At 57.8% G+C, this 13,319-nt stretch carries 17 protein-coding genes; 2 read left to right on the top strand and 15 right to left on the bottom strand.

Features of this window, described 5'->3' with window-relative positions; all coding sequences use genetic code 11:
* The 9 genes from F8B91_RS03135 to thrS all read right to left on the bottom strand — a co-directional run bounded on the left by F8B91_RS03135 (position 1) and on the right by thrS (position 7,585).
* Complete coding sequence (locus F8B91_RS03135; protein ID WP_196502256.1) at positions 1–585, bottom strand: nitroreductase family protein; 585 nt, start codon at positions 583–585, stop codon at positions 1–3.
* 239 nt (positions 586–824) lie between these two features.
* Positions 825–1,742, bottom strand: coding sequence for a pirin family protein (locus F8B91_RS03130; protein WP_196502255.1), 918 nt, complete (start codon positions 1,740–1,742; stop codon positions 825–827).
* 71 nt (positions 1,743–1,813) lie between these two features.
* Complete coding sequence (locus F8B91_RS03125; RefSeq protein WP_196502254.1) at positions 1,814–2,095, bottom strand: hypothetical protein; 282 nt, start codon at positions 2,093–2,095, stop codon at positions 1,814–1,816.
* A gap of 119 nt (positions 2,096–2,214) precedes the next feature.
* Entirely contained in the window at positions 2,215–2,988 is a 774-nt protein-coding gene (locus F8B91_RS03120; protein WP_196502253.1) for a molybdopterin-dependent oxidoreductase, read from the bottom strand.
* Positions 2,963–3,595 (bottom strand): cytochrome b/b6 domain-containing protein, encoded by a 633-nt coding sequence (locus F8B91_RS03115; RefSeq protein ID WP_196502252.1) that lies wholly within the window; start codon positions 3,593–3,595, stop codon positions 2,963–2,965. Before F8B91_RS03115 ends, F8B91_RS03120 begins: the two co-directional genes overlap by 26 nt.
* A 91-nt stretch (positions 3,596–3,686) precedes the next feature.
* Positions 3,687–4,706, bottom strand: coding sequence for an LLM class flavin-dependent oxidoreductase (locus tag F8B91_RS03110; RefSeq protein ID WP_196502251.1), 1,020 nt, complete (start codon positions 4,704–4,706; stop codon positions 3,687–3,689).
* 8 nt (positions 4,707–4,714) lie between these two features.
* Entirely contained in the window at positions 4,715–4,873 is a 159-nt protein-coding gene (locus F8B91_RS03105; RefSeq protein WP_196502250.1) for a DUF2256 domain-containing protein, read from the bottom strand.
* Positions 4,873–5,598, bottom strand: a complete 726-nt coding sequence (locus F8B91_RS03100) for an SDR family NAD(P)-dependent oxidoreductase (protein WP_196502249.1) — start codon at positions 5,596–5,598, stop codon at positions 4,873–4,875. Before F8B91_RS03100 ends, F8B91_RS03105 begins: the two co-directional genes overlap by 1 nt.
* A gap of 31 nt (positions 5,599–5,629) precedes the next feature.
* Positions 5,630–7,585: a threonine--tRNA ligase gene (thrS, locus tag F8B91_RS03095; RefSeq protein WP_196502248.1), complete on the bottom strand. Its 1,956-nt coding sequence runs from the start codon at positions 7,583–7,585 to the stop codon at positions 5,630–5,632.
* A 202-nt stretch (positions 7,586–7,787) separates the two neighbouring features.
* On the opposite strand from thrS, the gene F8B91_RS03090 reads away from it, so the two are divergent.
* A complete protein-coding gene (locus F8B91_RS03090) occupies positions 7,788–8,477 on the top strand; it encodes an outer membrane protein (protein ID WP_196502247.1) in 690 nt (229 codons plus the stop codon).
* A gap of 34 nt (positions 8,478–8,511) precedes the next feature.
* Here F8B91_RS03090 and yidD read toward each other — a convergent pair whose 3' ends face one another.
* A complete protein-coding gene (gene yidD, locus F8B91_RS03085; protein WP_196502246.1) occupies positions 8,512–8,757 on the bottom strand; it encodes a membrane protein insertion efficiency factor YidD in 246 nt (81 codons plus the stop codon).
* A 12-nt stretch (positions 8,758–8,769) separates the two neighbouring features.
* Here yidD and betC point away from each other — a divergent pair, with 12 nt between their 5' ends.
* On the top strand, positions 8,770–10,311 hold the full coding sequence (betC, locus tag F8B91_RS03080) for a choline-sulfatase (protein ID WP_348641715.1): 1,542 nt from the start codon (positions 8,770–8,772) through the stop codon (positions 10,309–10,311).
* Positions 10,312–10,364: 53 nt separating this feature from the next.
* Here the strand turns inward: betC and F8B91_RS03075 are convergent, their stop codons facing one another.
* Genes F8B91_RS03075 through rnc form a run of 5 tightly spaced genes read right to left on the bottom strand, consistent with a single transcriptional unit; the run spans position 10,365 to position 13,307 of the window.
* Positions 10,365–10,601: a DUF1467 family protein gene (locus tag F8B91_RS03075; RefSeq protein WP_196502245.1), complete on the bottom strand. Its 237-nt coding sequence runs from the start codon at positions 10,599–10,601 to the stop codon at positions 10,365–10,367.
* Positions 10,598–11,002 (bottom strand): methylmalonyl-CoA epimerase, encoded by a 405-nt coding sequence (mce, locus tag F8B91_RS03070; protein WP_196502244.1) that lies wholly within the window; start codon positions 11,000–11,002, stop codon positions 10,598–10,600. The genes F8B91_RS03075 and mce overlap by 4 nt, the downstream gene beginning before the upstream one ends.
* Positions 10,999–11,724: a DNA repair protein RecO gene (gene recO / locus F8B91_RS03065; RefSeq protein ID WP_196502243.1), complete on the bottom strand. Its 726-nt coding sequence runs from the start codon at positions 11,722–11,724 to the stop codon at positions 10,999–11,001. Before recO ends, mce begins: the two co-directional genes overlap by 4 nt.
* Positions 11,725–11,736: 12 nt before the next feature.
* Positions 11,737–12,639, bottom strand: coding sequence for a GTPase Era (era, locus tag F8B91_RS03060; RefSeq protein WP_196502242.1), 903 nt, complete (start codon positions 12,637–12,639; stop codon positions 11,737–11,739).
* Complete coding sequence (rnc, locus tag F8B91_RS03055; RefSeq protein WP_196502241.1) at positions 12,636–13,307, bottom strand: ribonuclease III; 672 nt, start codon at positions 13,305–13,307, stop codon at positions 12,636–12,638. Before rnc ends, era begins: the two co-directional genes overlap by 4 nt.
* Positions 13,308–13,319: the final 12 nt, after the last annotated feature.

Below are 13,319 nucleotides of genomic sequence, written 5' to 3'. Positions count from 1 at the left end.
TCAGCTCCAGTTGGTGACAAGTTTGGAAATGTCAGGCCGCGGCCGGTCTTCCAGCGGCACTGTGGTTTTGCCAATGTATATCAGCCCCGCCACCTGCTCGTCAGACGTCATGCCCATGGCGGCCTTGGCACCGTCATCATAGGACACCCAATCGGTCTGCCATTGCACGTCAAAGCCCAAAGCCTGCGCCGCCAGTTCCAGATTGAAACATACCGCAGCAGCCGACATCTGCTGTTCCCATGGCGGGATTTTCGGATGCGTCTGTGTCGCCGACACAACCACAATTACCATCGGTGCGCGGGTGAACAGCGCCGCCTGAAAATTCAGGATGTCTGGCCCATGCGCCGGGTTCATCTCAGCCCAACGCGAACGGAATTTTTCTCCGACCGCAGCGCGCGCTCCGTCTTGGAAAATGATGAAGCGCCAAGGCGCCAGCTTGCCGTGATCCGGAACGCGGACGGCCAATTGCAGAATCTGGTCGAGCTGCGAGGCGTTGGGGCCTTCCCCCCCCATCGCCTTGGCGGAAGCTGATTTGCGAGTCTTGAGGAAGCTCAGTAGCGAACTGGTATCGTTGAGTTGGGTCATGCCGCCAGTTTGGCTTTTTTGACCTTTGAATTCAACATGCGCTGCGCGGTTAACCACCCCTTAAGCATAAGCTTGAGACTGGTGGAGCGATCATGCGAGAACAGCATCACGCCAGCCGAAGAGTTGGGGGGAGTTTCTAACAGACCACGCGTCGGGCGATTTGCACCCTGCCCCCTCGCGTCCACGCCACCGGGTTTCGCTGCAACGGCGGCAGGACTGGGTGGCGTTTCTGTTCGGGCCTATACTGGCAGCGGGATGAATTCCTTGTCGTCCCCCGGCACGATCTTGAATTTGCCGGTGCGCCATTCTTCCTTGGCGGCATCGATCTTCTCTTTCGAGGATGACACGAAATTCCACCAGATGTGACGCGGCCCATCCATCGGCTCGCCGCCCAGCAGCATGAAATGTGAGTGCTCAAGCGCCTTCACCAGAATCTCTGCCTTGGGCTTGAACGAGACGAGCTTGCCCGCCTCGATCTCACGCCCGGCAATCTCAATGCGGCCATTGATCAGATAAAGTCCGCGTTCTTCATGCTCGGGCGGCAAAGGCAGGATCGCGCCCGGCTCCAGTCGCACATCGCCATAGAACAAATCGGAATGAGTTTTGACGGGTGAGCGTTCACCGAACATCTCACCGGCGATCACTTTCACCCAGCGCCCATTGTCTTCCATAATTGGCATCTGCGCTTCCGCAACATGCTCAAAGCCTGGCGAAGTCTCTTCAAATTGTTTCGGCAGTGCCACCCAGCTTTGCAGCCCGAACATGCTCTGGCCTGAGGTGCGCTCCAGCGCCGGCGTGCGTTCGGAATGCACGATGCCTTTGCCCGCCGTCATCCAATTCAGTTCGCCGGGCGAGATCGGCTGCTCGGAACCCAAACTGTCACGGTGATAGATCACGCCATCGAACAGCCATGTCACCGTGGAAAGCCCAATATGCGGATGCGGGCGCACATCCATGCCCTTGCCCGCCTTCATCATAACCGGGCCAAAACGGTCAAAGAAAATAAACGGCCCAATCATCTGCCGCTCTGCGGCAGGCAGCGCCCGGTGCACTTCGAAATCGCCAATGTCGCGCACCCGCGGCACAATAACATGTTCAATGGCATCAACCGAAGCGGCATCGCCGGGAATGGGGTCTGGAATGTGAGGAAGGGTCATGTTGCCTATATAGCAACAAAAAGGGCGGCACCAAACGGGCCGCCCTTTCAGATTGTGCAGGTCTGCCCTGCTTACTTCATCATCATGTTGGTCTTGGCCATGCCCATCTGCTTGGAGCATTCGTCCATATTGCCGGCCTTCATCGCTTCGCCGGCCTTCATCATGTTGTCCTTGGCCATTTCCATGCCCTTTTTCATGGCATCGGTCTGCTTGGCCATCGAGCCACCCATCTTGTCCATTTCATCATGCATCATCTTCATGGATGCGTCGTCGCACTTCATCATGTCTTCGGCGAAAGCCGGAGCAGAGAATGCAGCAACAAGAACGGCGGCAGCAAAAATTGACTTGATCATGGGGTTTCTCCTGGGAGTTAGAATTTGCGGAACTTCATTGTTCCATCTTGTCAACTTGGCTGAGCTCAGTTCAGGACTCAAATAAACTCACAACACGAAGCTGTGATGGTTCGCGAGGTTCACGAACCGCCATACCAATTGTAACCCTGGTCTTCCCAATAGCCACCGGGATAATCATTGGTCACATACATGGCCGTGATGTATTTAGGATTCTTGTAACCGAGCTTGGTGGGGATACGCACCTTCATCGGGAAACCATATTTGCGCGGCAGCACCTGATCACGCCAGGTGAGTGCAATGATGGTTTGCGGATGCAGTGCCGAGGCCATGTCGATCGACTGGTAATAATCATCCGCGCATTTGAAGCCGACATATTTGGCGGTGAGATCAGCCCCCACCATGCGCAGGAAATTGCCGAGCGGCACGCCGCCCCATTTGCCAATGGCACTCCAGCCTTCCACGCAGATATGCCTTGTGATCTGGCTTTCCTGCGGCAGGGCACGAAGCTTGTCGAGCGTCCAAGGGTCTTTCTTGTCGATCAGGCCGGAAAGTTCGAGCTTGTAGCCCTCCTCCTTCACCTCAGGTGCCTGGTCTTCGGAATAATAGGCGTTAAAGGGAAATGGCTCGGTGATCTCTGCTTCCGAGTAAGTCAGCGCCATGCGGTTCGGGTTGAACAGAGCGGCCTGCGCCTTGTCATTCCATTTCGACATGACATCGAGGATCTTCTGTGCCTGACCATCGTCGGCCACATTGCAACCGGTGAGCATGGTGAGCGCACCGAGCGACAGCGCCTTGCCCATGAACAAGCGGCGCTCAAGACTGATAACCTCCGTTGTGCGGGGCAGCAACAGCTTCGGCTCTTTGCGCTTAAGCAACATGATTTTTCTCCACATCCTTGGGGAACGCTTTGCCCTTACCCGTGATCATGGGAAGGAGCGTCGAAGGCACGAGCAGCACCAGCGCCAGATGCACCACGACGAAAGCGCAGATCAGGCTCATGCCGGCAAAATGCACCAGCCGCGCGCCCTCATAGCCTCCGAATAGATGGCCGATCAGTTGGAACTGCACCGACTTCCAAACTGCCAGGCCAGAAATGAAGGTGAGTATCATCACCAGTGTAATGCCGATATAGAACAGCTTTTGCACGGCGTTATAGTCGTGGCTATCATGGGCCAGTTTGAGATGCAGCGCGTCATTCACGTCATGCACCAATGCGCGCGGGCTGAGCGGCAGGAACTTCCGGCGGAAATGCCCTGTGGCCAGTCCGAGCACGATGTAAACGCCGAGATTGATAACAAACAGCCACATGGCCGCGAAGTGCCATTGCAGCGCGCCACCCAGCCAGTCGCCTAACGTGATCGCATCGGGAAATGAAAAGTCGAAAAGCGGCGAGGCATTGTAGATGCGCCAGCCGCTGGTGATCATCATGAACATCGCAATGGCGTTCAGCCAATGGAATATCCGGACATAGAGCCGGTGAACCAAAACCTTTTGCGCCATGAATCTCTCCTTGCCCCAATATCAAGCTTTTACGCGCGGGGAGCAAATCAAGATCAATCACGAAGTCGTTAGGCGTTGTATCGGCTGGAAACTAACCGATCGCCTTGCGCACAATCGGCGCCACCTTGTGGCCCAAAATCTCGATGGCCTTCATCTGTTCAGCATGCGGCACGGTGCCCAAAGCCATCTGGATCAGGATGCGGGTATTGCCGAAAATCTCGTGCAGCTCGATCAACCGTGCGGCAACGCGCTCGGCGTCACCTACGATCAGGTTCCCATTGGGACCTGCAGCCGCTTCGAAATGGCTCCAACCCTGCTTGGGCCAGCCGCGCTCACCGCCAATGCGGTTCATCACCTCGATCTCGGCAGCACCATAGATTTTCTTGGCATTGTCGAGGGTATCCGACACAAAGCCATGCATGTTCAGCGACAGCTGAATGTCCTTCGGGTCATGCCCGGCCTTGGCATGCGTCTCGCGGTACAGATCAAAGAACGGCTTGAAGCGGCGCGGGTCGCCACCAATGATAGCCAGTGCCATCGGCAGGTTGAGCGTGGCCGCCCGCACCACCGATTGCGGCGTGCCCCCCACAGCGATCCAGATCGGCAGCTTCTTCTGCTCAGGGCGAGGATAAATCCCTGCATCGTTCAGCGAAGGCCGCAATTTGCCATTCCATGTAATGCGCTCGCCCTCATTCAGCTTCATCAACAGATCAAGCTTCTCGGCAAACAGCGCATCATAATCATCGAGATCATAGCCAAAAAGTGGATAACTCTCGATAAACGAGCCCCGCCCCGCCATGATCTCAGCGCGCCCATTGGAGATGCCATCAACGGTGGCGAACTGCTGGTACACACGCACCGGATCATCGGAAGACAGCACGGTCACCGCGGAAGACAGCTTGATCTTCTTCGTCCGAGCTGCGCCAGCAGCGAGAATAACCGGCGGCGACGAGACGGCATAGTCAGCCCGGTGGTGCTCACCCACGGCAATGACATCGAGCCCGACTTGATCGGCCAGCTCCATCTCTTCAACCAAATTGCGCAACCGCTGCCCGCCAAATTCAGGCTTGCCCGCGGGAACGTCTGCAAATGTGTAAATGCCAATTTCCATGATGCGGGCTATATGGAACTTATTTTGTTACGCTTCAAGGCCCGGCAGCGATCCGAACAATATTTTACTTCCAGCCACACCTTTTCCCATTTTTTACGCCAAGTGAATGGACGTCCGCAACATGCACAAATCTTTGTGGGGAGTTCGGACTTCGGGTGCTTGCGCATCACCCTTTGGTGCGCAGGGTGCCGCGCCCGCCGTCGACGCCTATGATTTGTCCGGTTATCCAGCTGGCTTCCGGCCCCAGCAGGAAAGCGCCAAGAGAAGCCATATCCTCTGAGGTTCCAAGCCGTTGCAGTGGATGAAGAGCAGCCAACGCTTGCGCGGTAGCTGCATTGCGCGTGAGCGACTCGGCCAACGGAGTCTGGGTCAGCGAAGGTGCAATCGCATTTACCCTGATCTTGGGCGCCAGTTCCGCAGCCAAAGCGCGGGTCATACCCTCGACCGCACCCTTAGCCATCGCTACGCTCACATGTGATGCAAACCCCTGCCCCACGGCCACGGTGGAGAACAAAAGAATGGACGCAGTATCTTGAGTCGAAGCCTTGAGGGCAGGCAGCGCCGACTGAACCGCACGGAAGGCTCCCAACGCATTCACTTCAAAATCACGGCTTACATCCGCCTCCGTAAACCGTGTTACCGGTTTCAAGTTGATGGTGCCAACGCAATAGGCCAGCCCATCCAGAATTGTTCCTGCCGAATGCACGGCCACCATCAGCGCATCCATATCGGTCACATCCGCCACCGCATGCTCGCAGGTGAGTTCAGACCCAAGTTCAGACAATTGCCCTGCGTTGCGGCCGATCAGGAAAGGCTCATGCCCCTGCGCCTTCAGCTTGCGCGCCAGCGCGCCACCGATGCCTGCCGTTCCGATGATGATGAATCTCCCCATGCCGCCATTACGGGCTGCGTGGGGCGTTGGATCACCTTAGATCAGGTGGCACAGCTTCTGTCTTCAACGACGCGATGGCGTCCGCCAGCGTCATCGGCTGCTGCGCCTGTGAACCCAGCCGGCGCATATTCACCGCCTGCTCTTCCATCTCGCGCTTGCCGACGACCAGGATTACCGGAACCTTCGTCACCGAATGTTCGCGGACCTTGTAGTTGATCTTCTCATTGCGCAGATCGACATTGGCGCGGATGCCGGCGGCCTTGAGCTGCTCTGTTACCTGAACGGCATATTCATCCGCATCGCTGGTAATGGTGCACACCATCACCTGCTGCGGCGCCAGCCAGAGCGGGAAATGCCCGGCGAAATGCTCGATCAGAATGCCGAGATAGCGCTCCATCGAGCCGCAGATGGCGCGGTGGATCATCACCGGCACATGCTTGTTGCCATCCTCACCGATGTAAAACGCGCCGAAGCGTTCCGGCAGGTTGAAATCGACCTGCGTGGTGCCGCACTGCCAGTCACGGCCGATCGCATCGCGCAACACATATTCGAACTTGGGGCCATAGAACGCGCCCTCGCCCGGATTGATCGACGTCTTGATCGCACCGTTACTCTCGGAGGCAATCTGCTCCAGCACTTCGCCCATGATCTTTTCGGCGCGGTCCCAGGCCTCGTCACTGCCCACGCGCTTTTCAGGGCGCGTCGAAAGCTTCACTACGATCTGCTCGAAGCCGAAATCGCGGTAGGTCGAGAGGATAAGATCATTGATCTTCAAGCACTCGTCGCGCATCTGCGCATCCGTGCAGAAAATATGCGCATCGTCCTGCGTAAACCCACGCACACGCATCAGGCCATGCAGCGCGCCCGAAGGTTCATAGCGATGCACTGCGCCAAATTCCGCCAGCCGCATCGGCAACTCGCGGTAGGAGCGCAGGCCGTGCTTGAAAATCTGCACATGGCCCGGGCAGTTCATCGGCTTGATCGCATAAATACGGTCGCCGTCCTCGGCTTCTTCTCCCGCCGGCGTAGCACCGAACATGGCTTCCTTGTACCAGCCCCAATGGCCAGACGTTTCCCACAAGCTCTTGTCAAGCAACTGCGGCGCGTTCACTTCGTCATAGCCCAAACGATTCAAGCGGCGGCGCATGTAGGCGATGAGCTGCTGGAACATGGTCCAGCCCTTCGGATGCCAGAACACCACGCCGGGGCCTTCCTCTTGGAAATGGAACAGGTCCATCTCGCGGCCCAGCTTGCGGTGGTCGCGCTTTTCAGCTTCTTCCAGCGCCGTGACATAGGTGGCCATATCCTTGTCATTGGCCCAGGCGGTCGCATAGATGCGCGTCAGCATCGGGTTCTTTGAATCACCGCGCCAGTAAGCGCCGGCCACCTTCATCAGCTTGAAGGAGCCACCGATCTTGCCCGTGCTCGTCATATGCGGGCCACGGCACAGATCGATCCAGCCACCCTGATCATAGAACTTGATGTCTTCATTGCCGGGGATCGCATCCACCAGCTCAACCTTGAACATCTCGCCCTTGTCGCGGAAGAATTGCTTCGCCTCTTCGCGCGTCTTCGTCGATTTGGTGAACGGCTTGTCGCGCGCAATGATCTCGCGCATCTTTTTCTCGATGGCCGGGAAATCGGCGGGCGTGAAAGGCTCGTTGCGGAAGAAGTCGTAATAGAAGCCATTCTCGATCACCGGGCCAATGGTCACCTGCGTGCCGGGGAAAAGCTCCTGCACCGCTTCGGCCAGCACGTGAGCCGCGTCATGGCGGATGAGTTCCAGCGCCTCATCATCATCGCGCGTCACGATCTTCAGCGTGCTGTCAGCAGTGATCGGATCAGCCAGATCAACCAGCTTGCCATTGACCAAGGCGGCCACGGCTTTTTTCTCAAGGGATTTGGCGATTGAGGCTGCGACTTGTGCGGCCGAGGCCCCGCTTTCAACTTCGCGCTTGGTGCCATCGGGGAACGTGAGCGTAATCATGATCTTCCTTCCAGCCCACTCCCGGCTACGGCCCGGGTAGGCAAATCGTTAAGTGAACAGCACAGCAATTGCCGTGGCATTTCTGCCACGTCAAGCCCGGCAAATCGCACAGATTAACCCGCTGTTCAGTTTTCGCTAACCGGGGATTAACCTTAACACACCATGATGCCCCCCAACTGTAAGTTCAAGTTCAGGGGTACCTATGAAAAAGTATTTGATCCTTCTTTCTGTCGCGTTGTCTATGTTGCTTCCCGCCGCTACTTCGCTTGCTGCCGATCTCGACACGCTTCCTCCTCCGCCTCCTCCGCCAGTCGATCACTTGCGTCCCGCGACCTATGACTGGTCCGGCGCTTATGTGGGTGCCTATGTGGGCATGGCCTGTATGGATGGTTCAATCACCGACTCCACTACGAGCCTTAGCTATCTGAATGCCGGCTGCGGCGTGAAGGGTGGCGGCCTCGTGGGCTACAACGTCCAGATGGATCAGTTTGTGTTTGGCATCGAAGGCAATCTCGAAACCACCGGCAACCTTGTTTACAACATGCAAACCGGCGCAGATTTCAAGTTCGGCTACGACTATATCGGCCGCGTCAATGGCCGCTTCGGCTATGCGATGGATTCAACCTTGTTCTTCCTGCAGGCTGGCGGCGCCTACGGCATGGGCCACCTTGTGGACAATGTTTCGCTTGGCGGTTCCGATGAAAGAGCCGGCCAGTGGGGCTGGAGTGTGGGCGCTGGTGTTGAAAGCGCCGTTACCGACAGCCTGCGTCTGCGCTTCGACTATCTCTACACCCAATTCCAGGATACCCACTTCACCGGTTGCGGTGGTTGCGATGTCCATGGTGGCGGCAACGAGCATGAAGTCCGCGCGGCAGCGATCTGGGCCTTCTGATTTTATTTGCAAAACAGCACTAACTGGGCCGGCTCTATGCCGGCCCTTTTTTATGTCCGCAGCCGCAGCTTTCGGGCACCGGGTCAAAGCCTGATCCACCCAGCGGGTTACAGCTTGCGATGCGCTTCAGCGCCAGCCCGCCGCCGCACCAAACCCCATGACGTTCAATCGCCTCTGTCGCATATTCAGAACAAGTCGGCAAAAACCGGCAAGTCCGCCCCATCAGGGATGATAGGGTGAGCTGGTAAAGCCTGATCAGCAGCAGGACAGCGAATTTCATGAGGGCAATATAGTGGCGCAGACCAGCAAACCCAACATTCTCTTTGTGATGGCCGACCAGATGGCCGCCCGCGCTCTGTCAGTCTATGGCCACAAATTGGTCCAGACGCCCAATCTGGCCCGCCTGGCACGTGAGGGTGTGGTATTCGAAAACTGCTATTCCACTTCCCCACTCTGCGCCCCTGCCCGCGCCACGGTGATGAACGGCCTGCTGCCCTCGCGCACCGGTTGCTATGACAATGCGGCGGAATTCCCCTCTGCCATTCCCACTTGGGCACATCATCTGCGTTTGGCGGGCTACCACACTTGCTTATCCGGCAAGATGCATTTCGTCGGCCCCGACCAGCTGCACGGCCTGGAAGAACGCCTGACCACCGATATCTATCCGGCCGATTTCGGCTGGACGCCGGATTGGCGCCTGAAGCAAGAGCGCATCGACTGGTGGTACCACAACATGACGTCGGTGCTGCAGCCCGGCATCGCTGAAATCACCAACCAGCTGGAATATGATGACGACGTGGCCTTCCAAGCCAAGCGCAGACTTTATGATTACGCGCGCTTCTCGCCCGAAAAACCTTTCGCCATGATGGTCTCCTTCACCCATCCGCATGATCCCTATGCGGCGCGCAAGCAGTTCTGGGATCTCTACAAGGATGAGGACATTGACCTGCCCTCCGTGCCGCATATGACACGCGATCAGCTCGATGCGCATTCGCAGCGCCTCTATGATGTGAGCGCCATGGATGACTACAAAGTCACCGAGGCCGACATCCGCGCCGCCCGCCACGGCTATTATGCCAACATCTCTTATGTGGATGATCTTATCGGCCAACTGGTGAATACGCTCGAAGCCCTGGGCAAGCTGGACGACACGGTGATCGTGTTCACCTCGGATCATGGCGATTTCCTCGGCGAGCGCGGGCTCTGGTACAAGATGAGTTATCTCGAGCCATCAGCCCACGTTCCGCTGATCGTCTGGCACCCGAAAAGCGTGAAGCCCCGCCGCGTGAAAGAACCAGTTTCACTGGCCGACATCATGCCCACACTCTGCGCTATCGGTGGGCAGGACAAGCTGGCCCGCCCTGTCGATGGCCGTTCACTGCTGCCCTTGCTGCAGGGTGGCACAGAAGACCCGAAGGCCGAAACCTGGGGCGAATATCTCGCCGAAGGTACAGTCTCGCCCATGTACATGCTGCGCCGGGGCCCCTGGAAATTCATTCACGCCCCCACCGATCCCGATCAGCTGTTCAATCTGGTGGATGATCCCAATGAGTTGAACAACCTTGCCGCCACGCATCCGCTGGGCAAGAGCATGCGCGCCGAGGTCGAGGCGAAATTCAACATCCCCGCCATCCACCAGCAGGTTCTAGAAAGCCAGCAGGCGCGCCTGATGATGTTTGAAGCAATGAAAAGCGGCAGCCATTTCCCGTGGGACTTCCAGCCCCTGCGCGACGCCTCGGAACAATATACGAGGAACCACATGAGCGTGACCGAGCGCGACTTGAAATCAAGATTCCCGCAGGCGCAGGATATCGAGGATAAGCGGGTGAAGTAGAGCACACGCCGCAAAAGTTGCAGACTTTTGCGATTAGCGTTTGCGCAAATATGTCAGCCGAACCAGCCGTGCGTGTACATGTAATAGACCAGCGCAAAGGCAAAGGCGGCCACTACGGTGTTGATGCTCACCACGCGCCAGACACGCGTGACTGCGGGCGCGCCGGGATCATGGCCCTCTTCCACTTGCGTGCCAGTTTCATGCGCGCTCTTCACGCCCAATGGTAGCACGGCGAACAGCGTGATCCACCAGATCACGAAATAGACCGCGATCATGCTTTGAATTTTCATGCCTGCTCCAACTCGATCAGCGTGCCAAAAAAATCCTTGGGATGCAGAAACAGCACCGGCTTGCCATGGGCACCCGTTTTCGGAGCGCCATCACCGAGCACCCGCGCGCCCGCCGCCTTGAGCTGGTCACGCGCCGCCAGAATATCATCCACTTCATAGCAAAGGTGATGCATGCCGCCACTCGGATTCTTGTCGAGAAACGCCTTGATCGGTGACGCCTCGCCCAGAACTTCCAGAAGCTCGATCTTGGTGTTGGGCAATTCCACGAACACCACCTTCACACCATGGTCCGGCAATTCCTGCACGGGAGATATGGTCGCACCCAGGCTCTGACGATAGCTCTGTGCCGCCTGTTCCAGATCAGGCACCACCAGCGCCACATGGTTCAGCCTGCCGATCACGCGGCCAGCCTTTGGCGCAAACCATCAAACAGCCAGGCACGCGATGGCGGCATCGCCACTTGCCTTGGCGCAAAAATATGGCGCTCGAGGAAAAATCCGGTGAGCTTGAAACCTTCCAGCACATCCTCCGCCGATGAGCCCTGCCCGCCGCACAGGAAAGCCGGCAATTGAAACAGCCGCTCATGATAGGGCTTGCCCGCCTCGCGGCTCACGGCACGCCCGGTGCGCGGTGAAATGTAAGCGAGGTCATCGGTCTGACCGGTGGACGCACAGCGCGACAGATCAAGGCCGAAGCCCAATTCATCCAGCAGGCCCATTTCCCAGCGCACGAGAAGTGCGGGCCACACGGCATCATCGTCCATGGCAGAAAGCACCACATGCGCGGCCTCGTAAAGCCTGGGATGCGGCTCACGCTCCGGCAGCAATTGCGCCAGCGCGGTCAATGTGTTCATGCCCGCCAGCCGCAACGGATGCGCCAGAATAAATCCGGCGCGCAAATTCAAACCTTCGATCTGAAACGTGCCGAGATGCTCATCCAGCCGCGCGCGCCAGGTGGCCATGACCAAATTGCCGGTTTGCAAAACCGGGCGCAGAAGGCGCGACCGCCCGCCCCGCACCATGCCCATGCAGCGGCCATGTTCAGCGGTGAGGATTTCGGCAATGGCGGAGGTTTCGCCATGCGGGCGCAGCCCGATCACAACCCCCTCGTCCCGCCATTCCATCGGCTTTGTTCCCTAAAGTTCGAGGCCCATCATGCGCAGGCGCTCCGGATCTTCGGCCCAATTTTCACGGACCTTCACGAACAGGAACAAGTGTACCTTGCGCCCGAACGATTCTTCCATTTCAGCACGCGCCAACTGGCCCAGCAACTTGATTTGGGCGCCGCCTTTGCCCAGCACAATGGCCTTCTGGCTGTCACGCGCCACGAAAACCACCTGCTGGATTTTCACCGAGCCATCCTTGCGCTCTTCCCACGTCTCGGTCTCGACGGTGGAGGCGTAAGGCAATTCCTCATGCAGGCGCTCATAGATTTTCTCGCGGGTGATTTCCGAAGCGAGGAAACGCAGATTGAGATCAGCCGTCTGGTCCTCGGGGTAAAGCCATTCGCCTTCCGGCATCAAGGCGGCCAAGCGCGAACCGAGCTTTTCAACGCCTGAACCCGTCTGCGCACTCACCATGAAAGTCTCGGTAAAAGGATAAAGCGCATTCAGCTCTTCCGAGATTGGCAGCAGCTTTTCAGCGGGGACCAGATCAATCTTGTTGAGGATCAGCATCGCCTTCAAATTCTGCGCCTTGATCGTTTCGATGATCTCTTTCACTTCATCGGTAATGTGGCGTGCATCGACCATCAAAGCCACAGCGTCGGCTTCCGTCGCCCCGCCCCAGGCATTGCCCACCATCGCCTCGTCCAGCTTGCGGCGCGGCTTGAAAATGCCGGGCGTATCAACCAGCACCACTTGGGACTGGCCGTTCATATAAATCGCGCGGATGCGCGCCCGCGTCGTCTGCACTTTATGTGAGACGATGGAGATCTTGGTGCCGATCAGCTTGTTCACCAACGTGGATTTGCCCGCATTGGGCGCACCCAGAATGGCGGCAAAACCGCAGCGCTTTGTAGTGGCTTCAACAGCCGTCATCTCAATCCTTCTCTGGCAATGAAGGCGCTTGCTGCGTCCATTTCCGCCAATTGTTTCGACAGACCCTGGCCGTGCACGCTGGCCAGATCACCCACTTGCAGGCTGATCGTGAAGCGCGGCGCATGGTCCGGCCCTTCGCGATTTTGCACGACGTAAGCCGGAAGCGGAAGCCCGCGGCCTAAAGCCCATTCCTGCACGAATGTCTTGGCGTCTTTGAGCGTCTCCGGCGCTTGCGTCAACATCGCTTGCCACTGCTTCAGGATGAAGCCTCGCGCCACATCCATACCGCCATCGAGGTAAAGTGCGCCAATCAGCGCTTCCACCACATCGGAAAGCACAGATGCCATGCGCTGCACACCCTGTTTGCGCTCCATCGCACCCACGGCGATAAACGCTTGCAGGCCCAACGCCTCGCCCACCCGCGTGCACGCCTCGGCCCGCACCAGCAGGCTCAAGCGCGCTGCCAAGGGGCCTTCCTTCTCATCTGGGAAACGCGCGTAGAGTTCGTCCGCGATCACGAGGTTCAAAACCCGGTCACCCAGAAATTCCAGCCGCTGATAGTCGCGTTCGGCCTTCTGCTGGCTGCCATGGGTCAGCGCCGCCGAAATTAGGATCTGGCTTTTGAACTGGTATTCAAGCCGTTCCTCAACTTTGGAAAGGCTCCTCATCGCCTTCGGGAG

The sequence above is a fragment of the Aestuariivirga litoralis genome, assembly GCF_015714715.1.
GTDB classification, from domain to species: domain Bacteria; phylum Pseudomonadota; class Alphaproteobacteria; order Rhizobiales; family Aestuariivirgaceae; genus Aestuariivirga; species Aestuariivirga litoralis_A.
This window is presented reverse-complemented; position numbering and strand designations above follow the sequence as displayed.

Coding starts and splice junctions, on each gene's coding strand:
- F8B91_RS03135 (WP_196502256.1), bottom strand. CDS start 585: ATGACCCAACTCAACGATACCAGTTCGCTACTGAGCTTCCTCAAGACT.
- F8B91_RS03130 (WP_196502255.1), bottom strand. CDS start 1,742: ATGACCCTTCCTCACATTCCAGACCCCATTCCCGGCGATGCCGCTTCG.
- F8B91_RS03125 (WP_196502254.1), bottom strand. CDS start 2,095: ATGATCAAGTCAATTTTTGCTGCCGCCGTTCTTGTTGCTGCATTCTCT.
- F8B91_RS03120 (WP_196502253.1), bottom strand. CDS start 2,988: ATGTGGAGAAAAATCATGTTGCTTAAGCGCAAAGAGCCGAAGCTGTTG.
- F8B91_RS03115 (WP_196502252.1), bottom strand. CDS start 3,595: ATGGCGCAAAAGGTTTTGGTTCACCGGCTCTATGTCCGGATATTCCAT.
- F8B91_RS03110 (WP_196502251.1), bottom strand. CDS start 4,706: ATGGAAATTGGCATTTACACATTTGCAGACGTTCCCGCGGGCAAGCCT.
- F8B91_RS03105 (WP_196502250.1), bottom strand. CDS start 4,873: ATGCGCAAGCACCCGAAGTCCGAACTCCCCACAAAGATTTGTGCATGT.
- F8B91_RS03100 (WP_196502249.1), bottom strand. CDS start 5,598: ATGGGGAGATTCATCATCATCGGAACGGCAGGCATCGGTGGCGCGCTG.
- thrS (WP_196502248.1), bottom strand. CDS start 7,585: ATGATTACGCTCACGTTCCCCGATGGCACCAAGCGCGAAGTTGAAAGC.
- F8B91_RS03090 (WP_196502247.1), top strand. CDS start 7,788: ATGAAAAAGTATTTGATCCTTCTTTCTGTCGCGTTGTCTATGTTGCTT.
- yidD (WP_196502246.1), bottom strand. CDS start 8,757: ATGAAATTCGCTGTCCTGCTGCTGATCAGGCTTTACCAGCTCACCCTA.
- F8B91_RS03075 (WP_196502245.1), bottom strand. CDS start 10,601: ATGAAAATTCAAAGCATGATCGCGGTCTATTTCGTGATCTGGTGGATC.
- recO (WP_196502243.1), bottom strand. CDS start 11,724: ATGGAATGGCGGGACGAGGGGGTTGTGATCGGGCTGCGCCCGCATGGC.
- era (WP_196502242.1), bottom strand. CDS start 12,639: ATGACGGCTGTTGAAGCCACTACAAAGCGCTGCGGTTTTGCCGCCATT.
- rnc (WP_196502241.1), bottom strand. CDS start 13,307: ATGAGGAGCCTTTCCAAAGTTGAGGAACGGCTTGAATACCAGTTCAAA.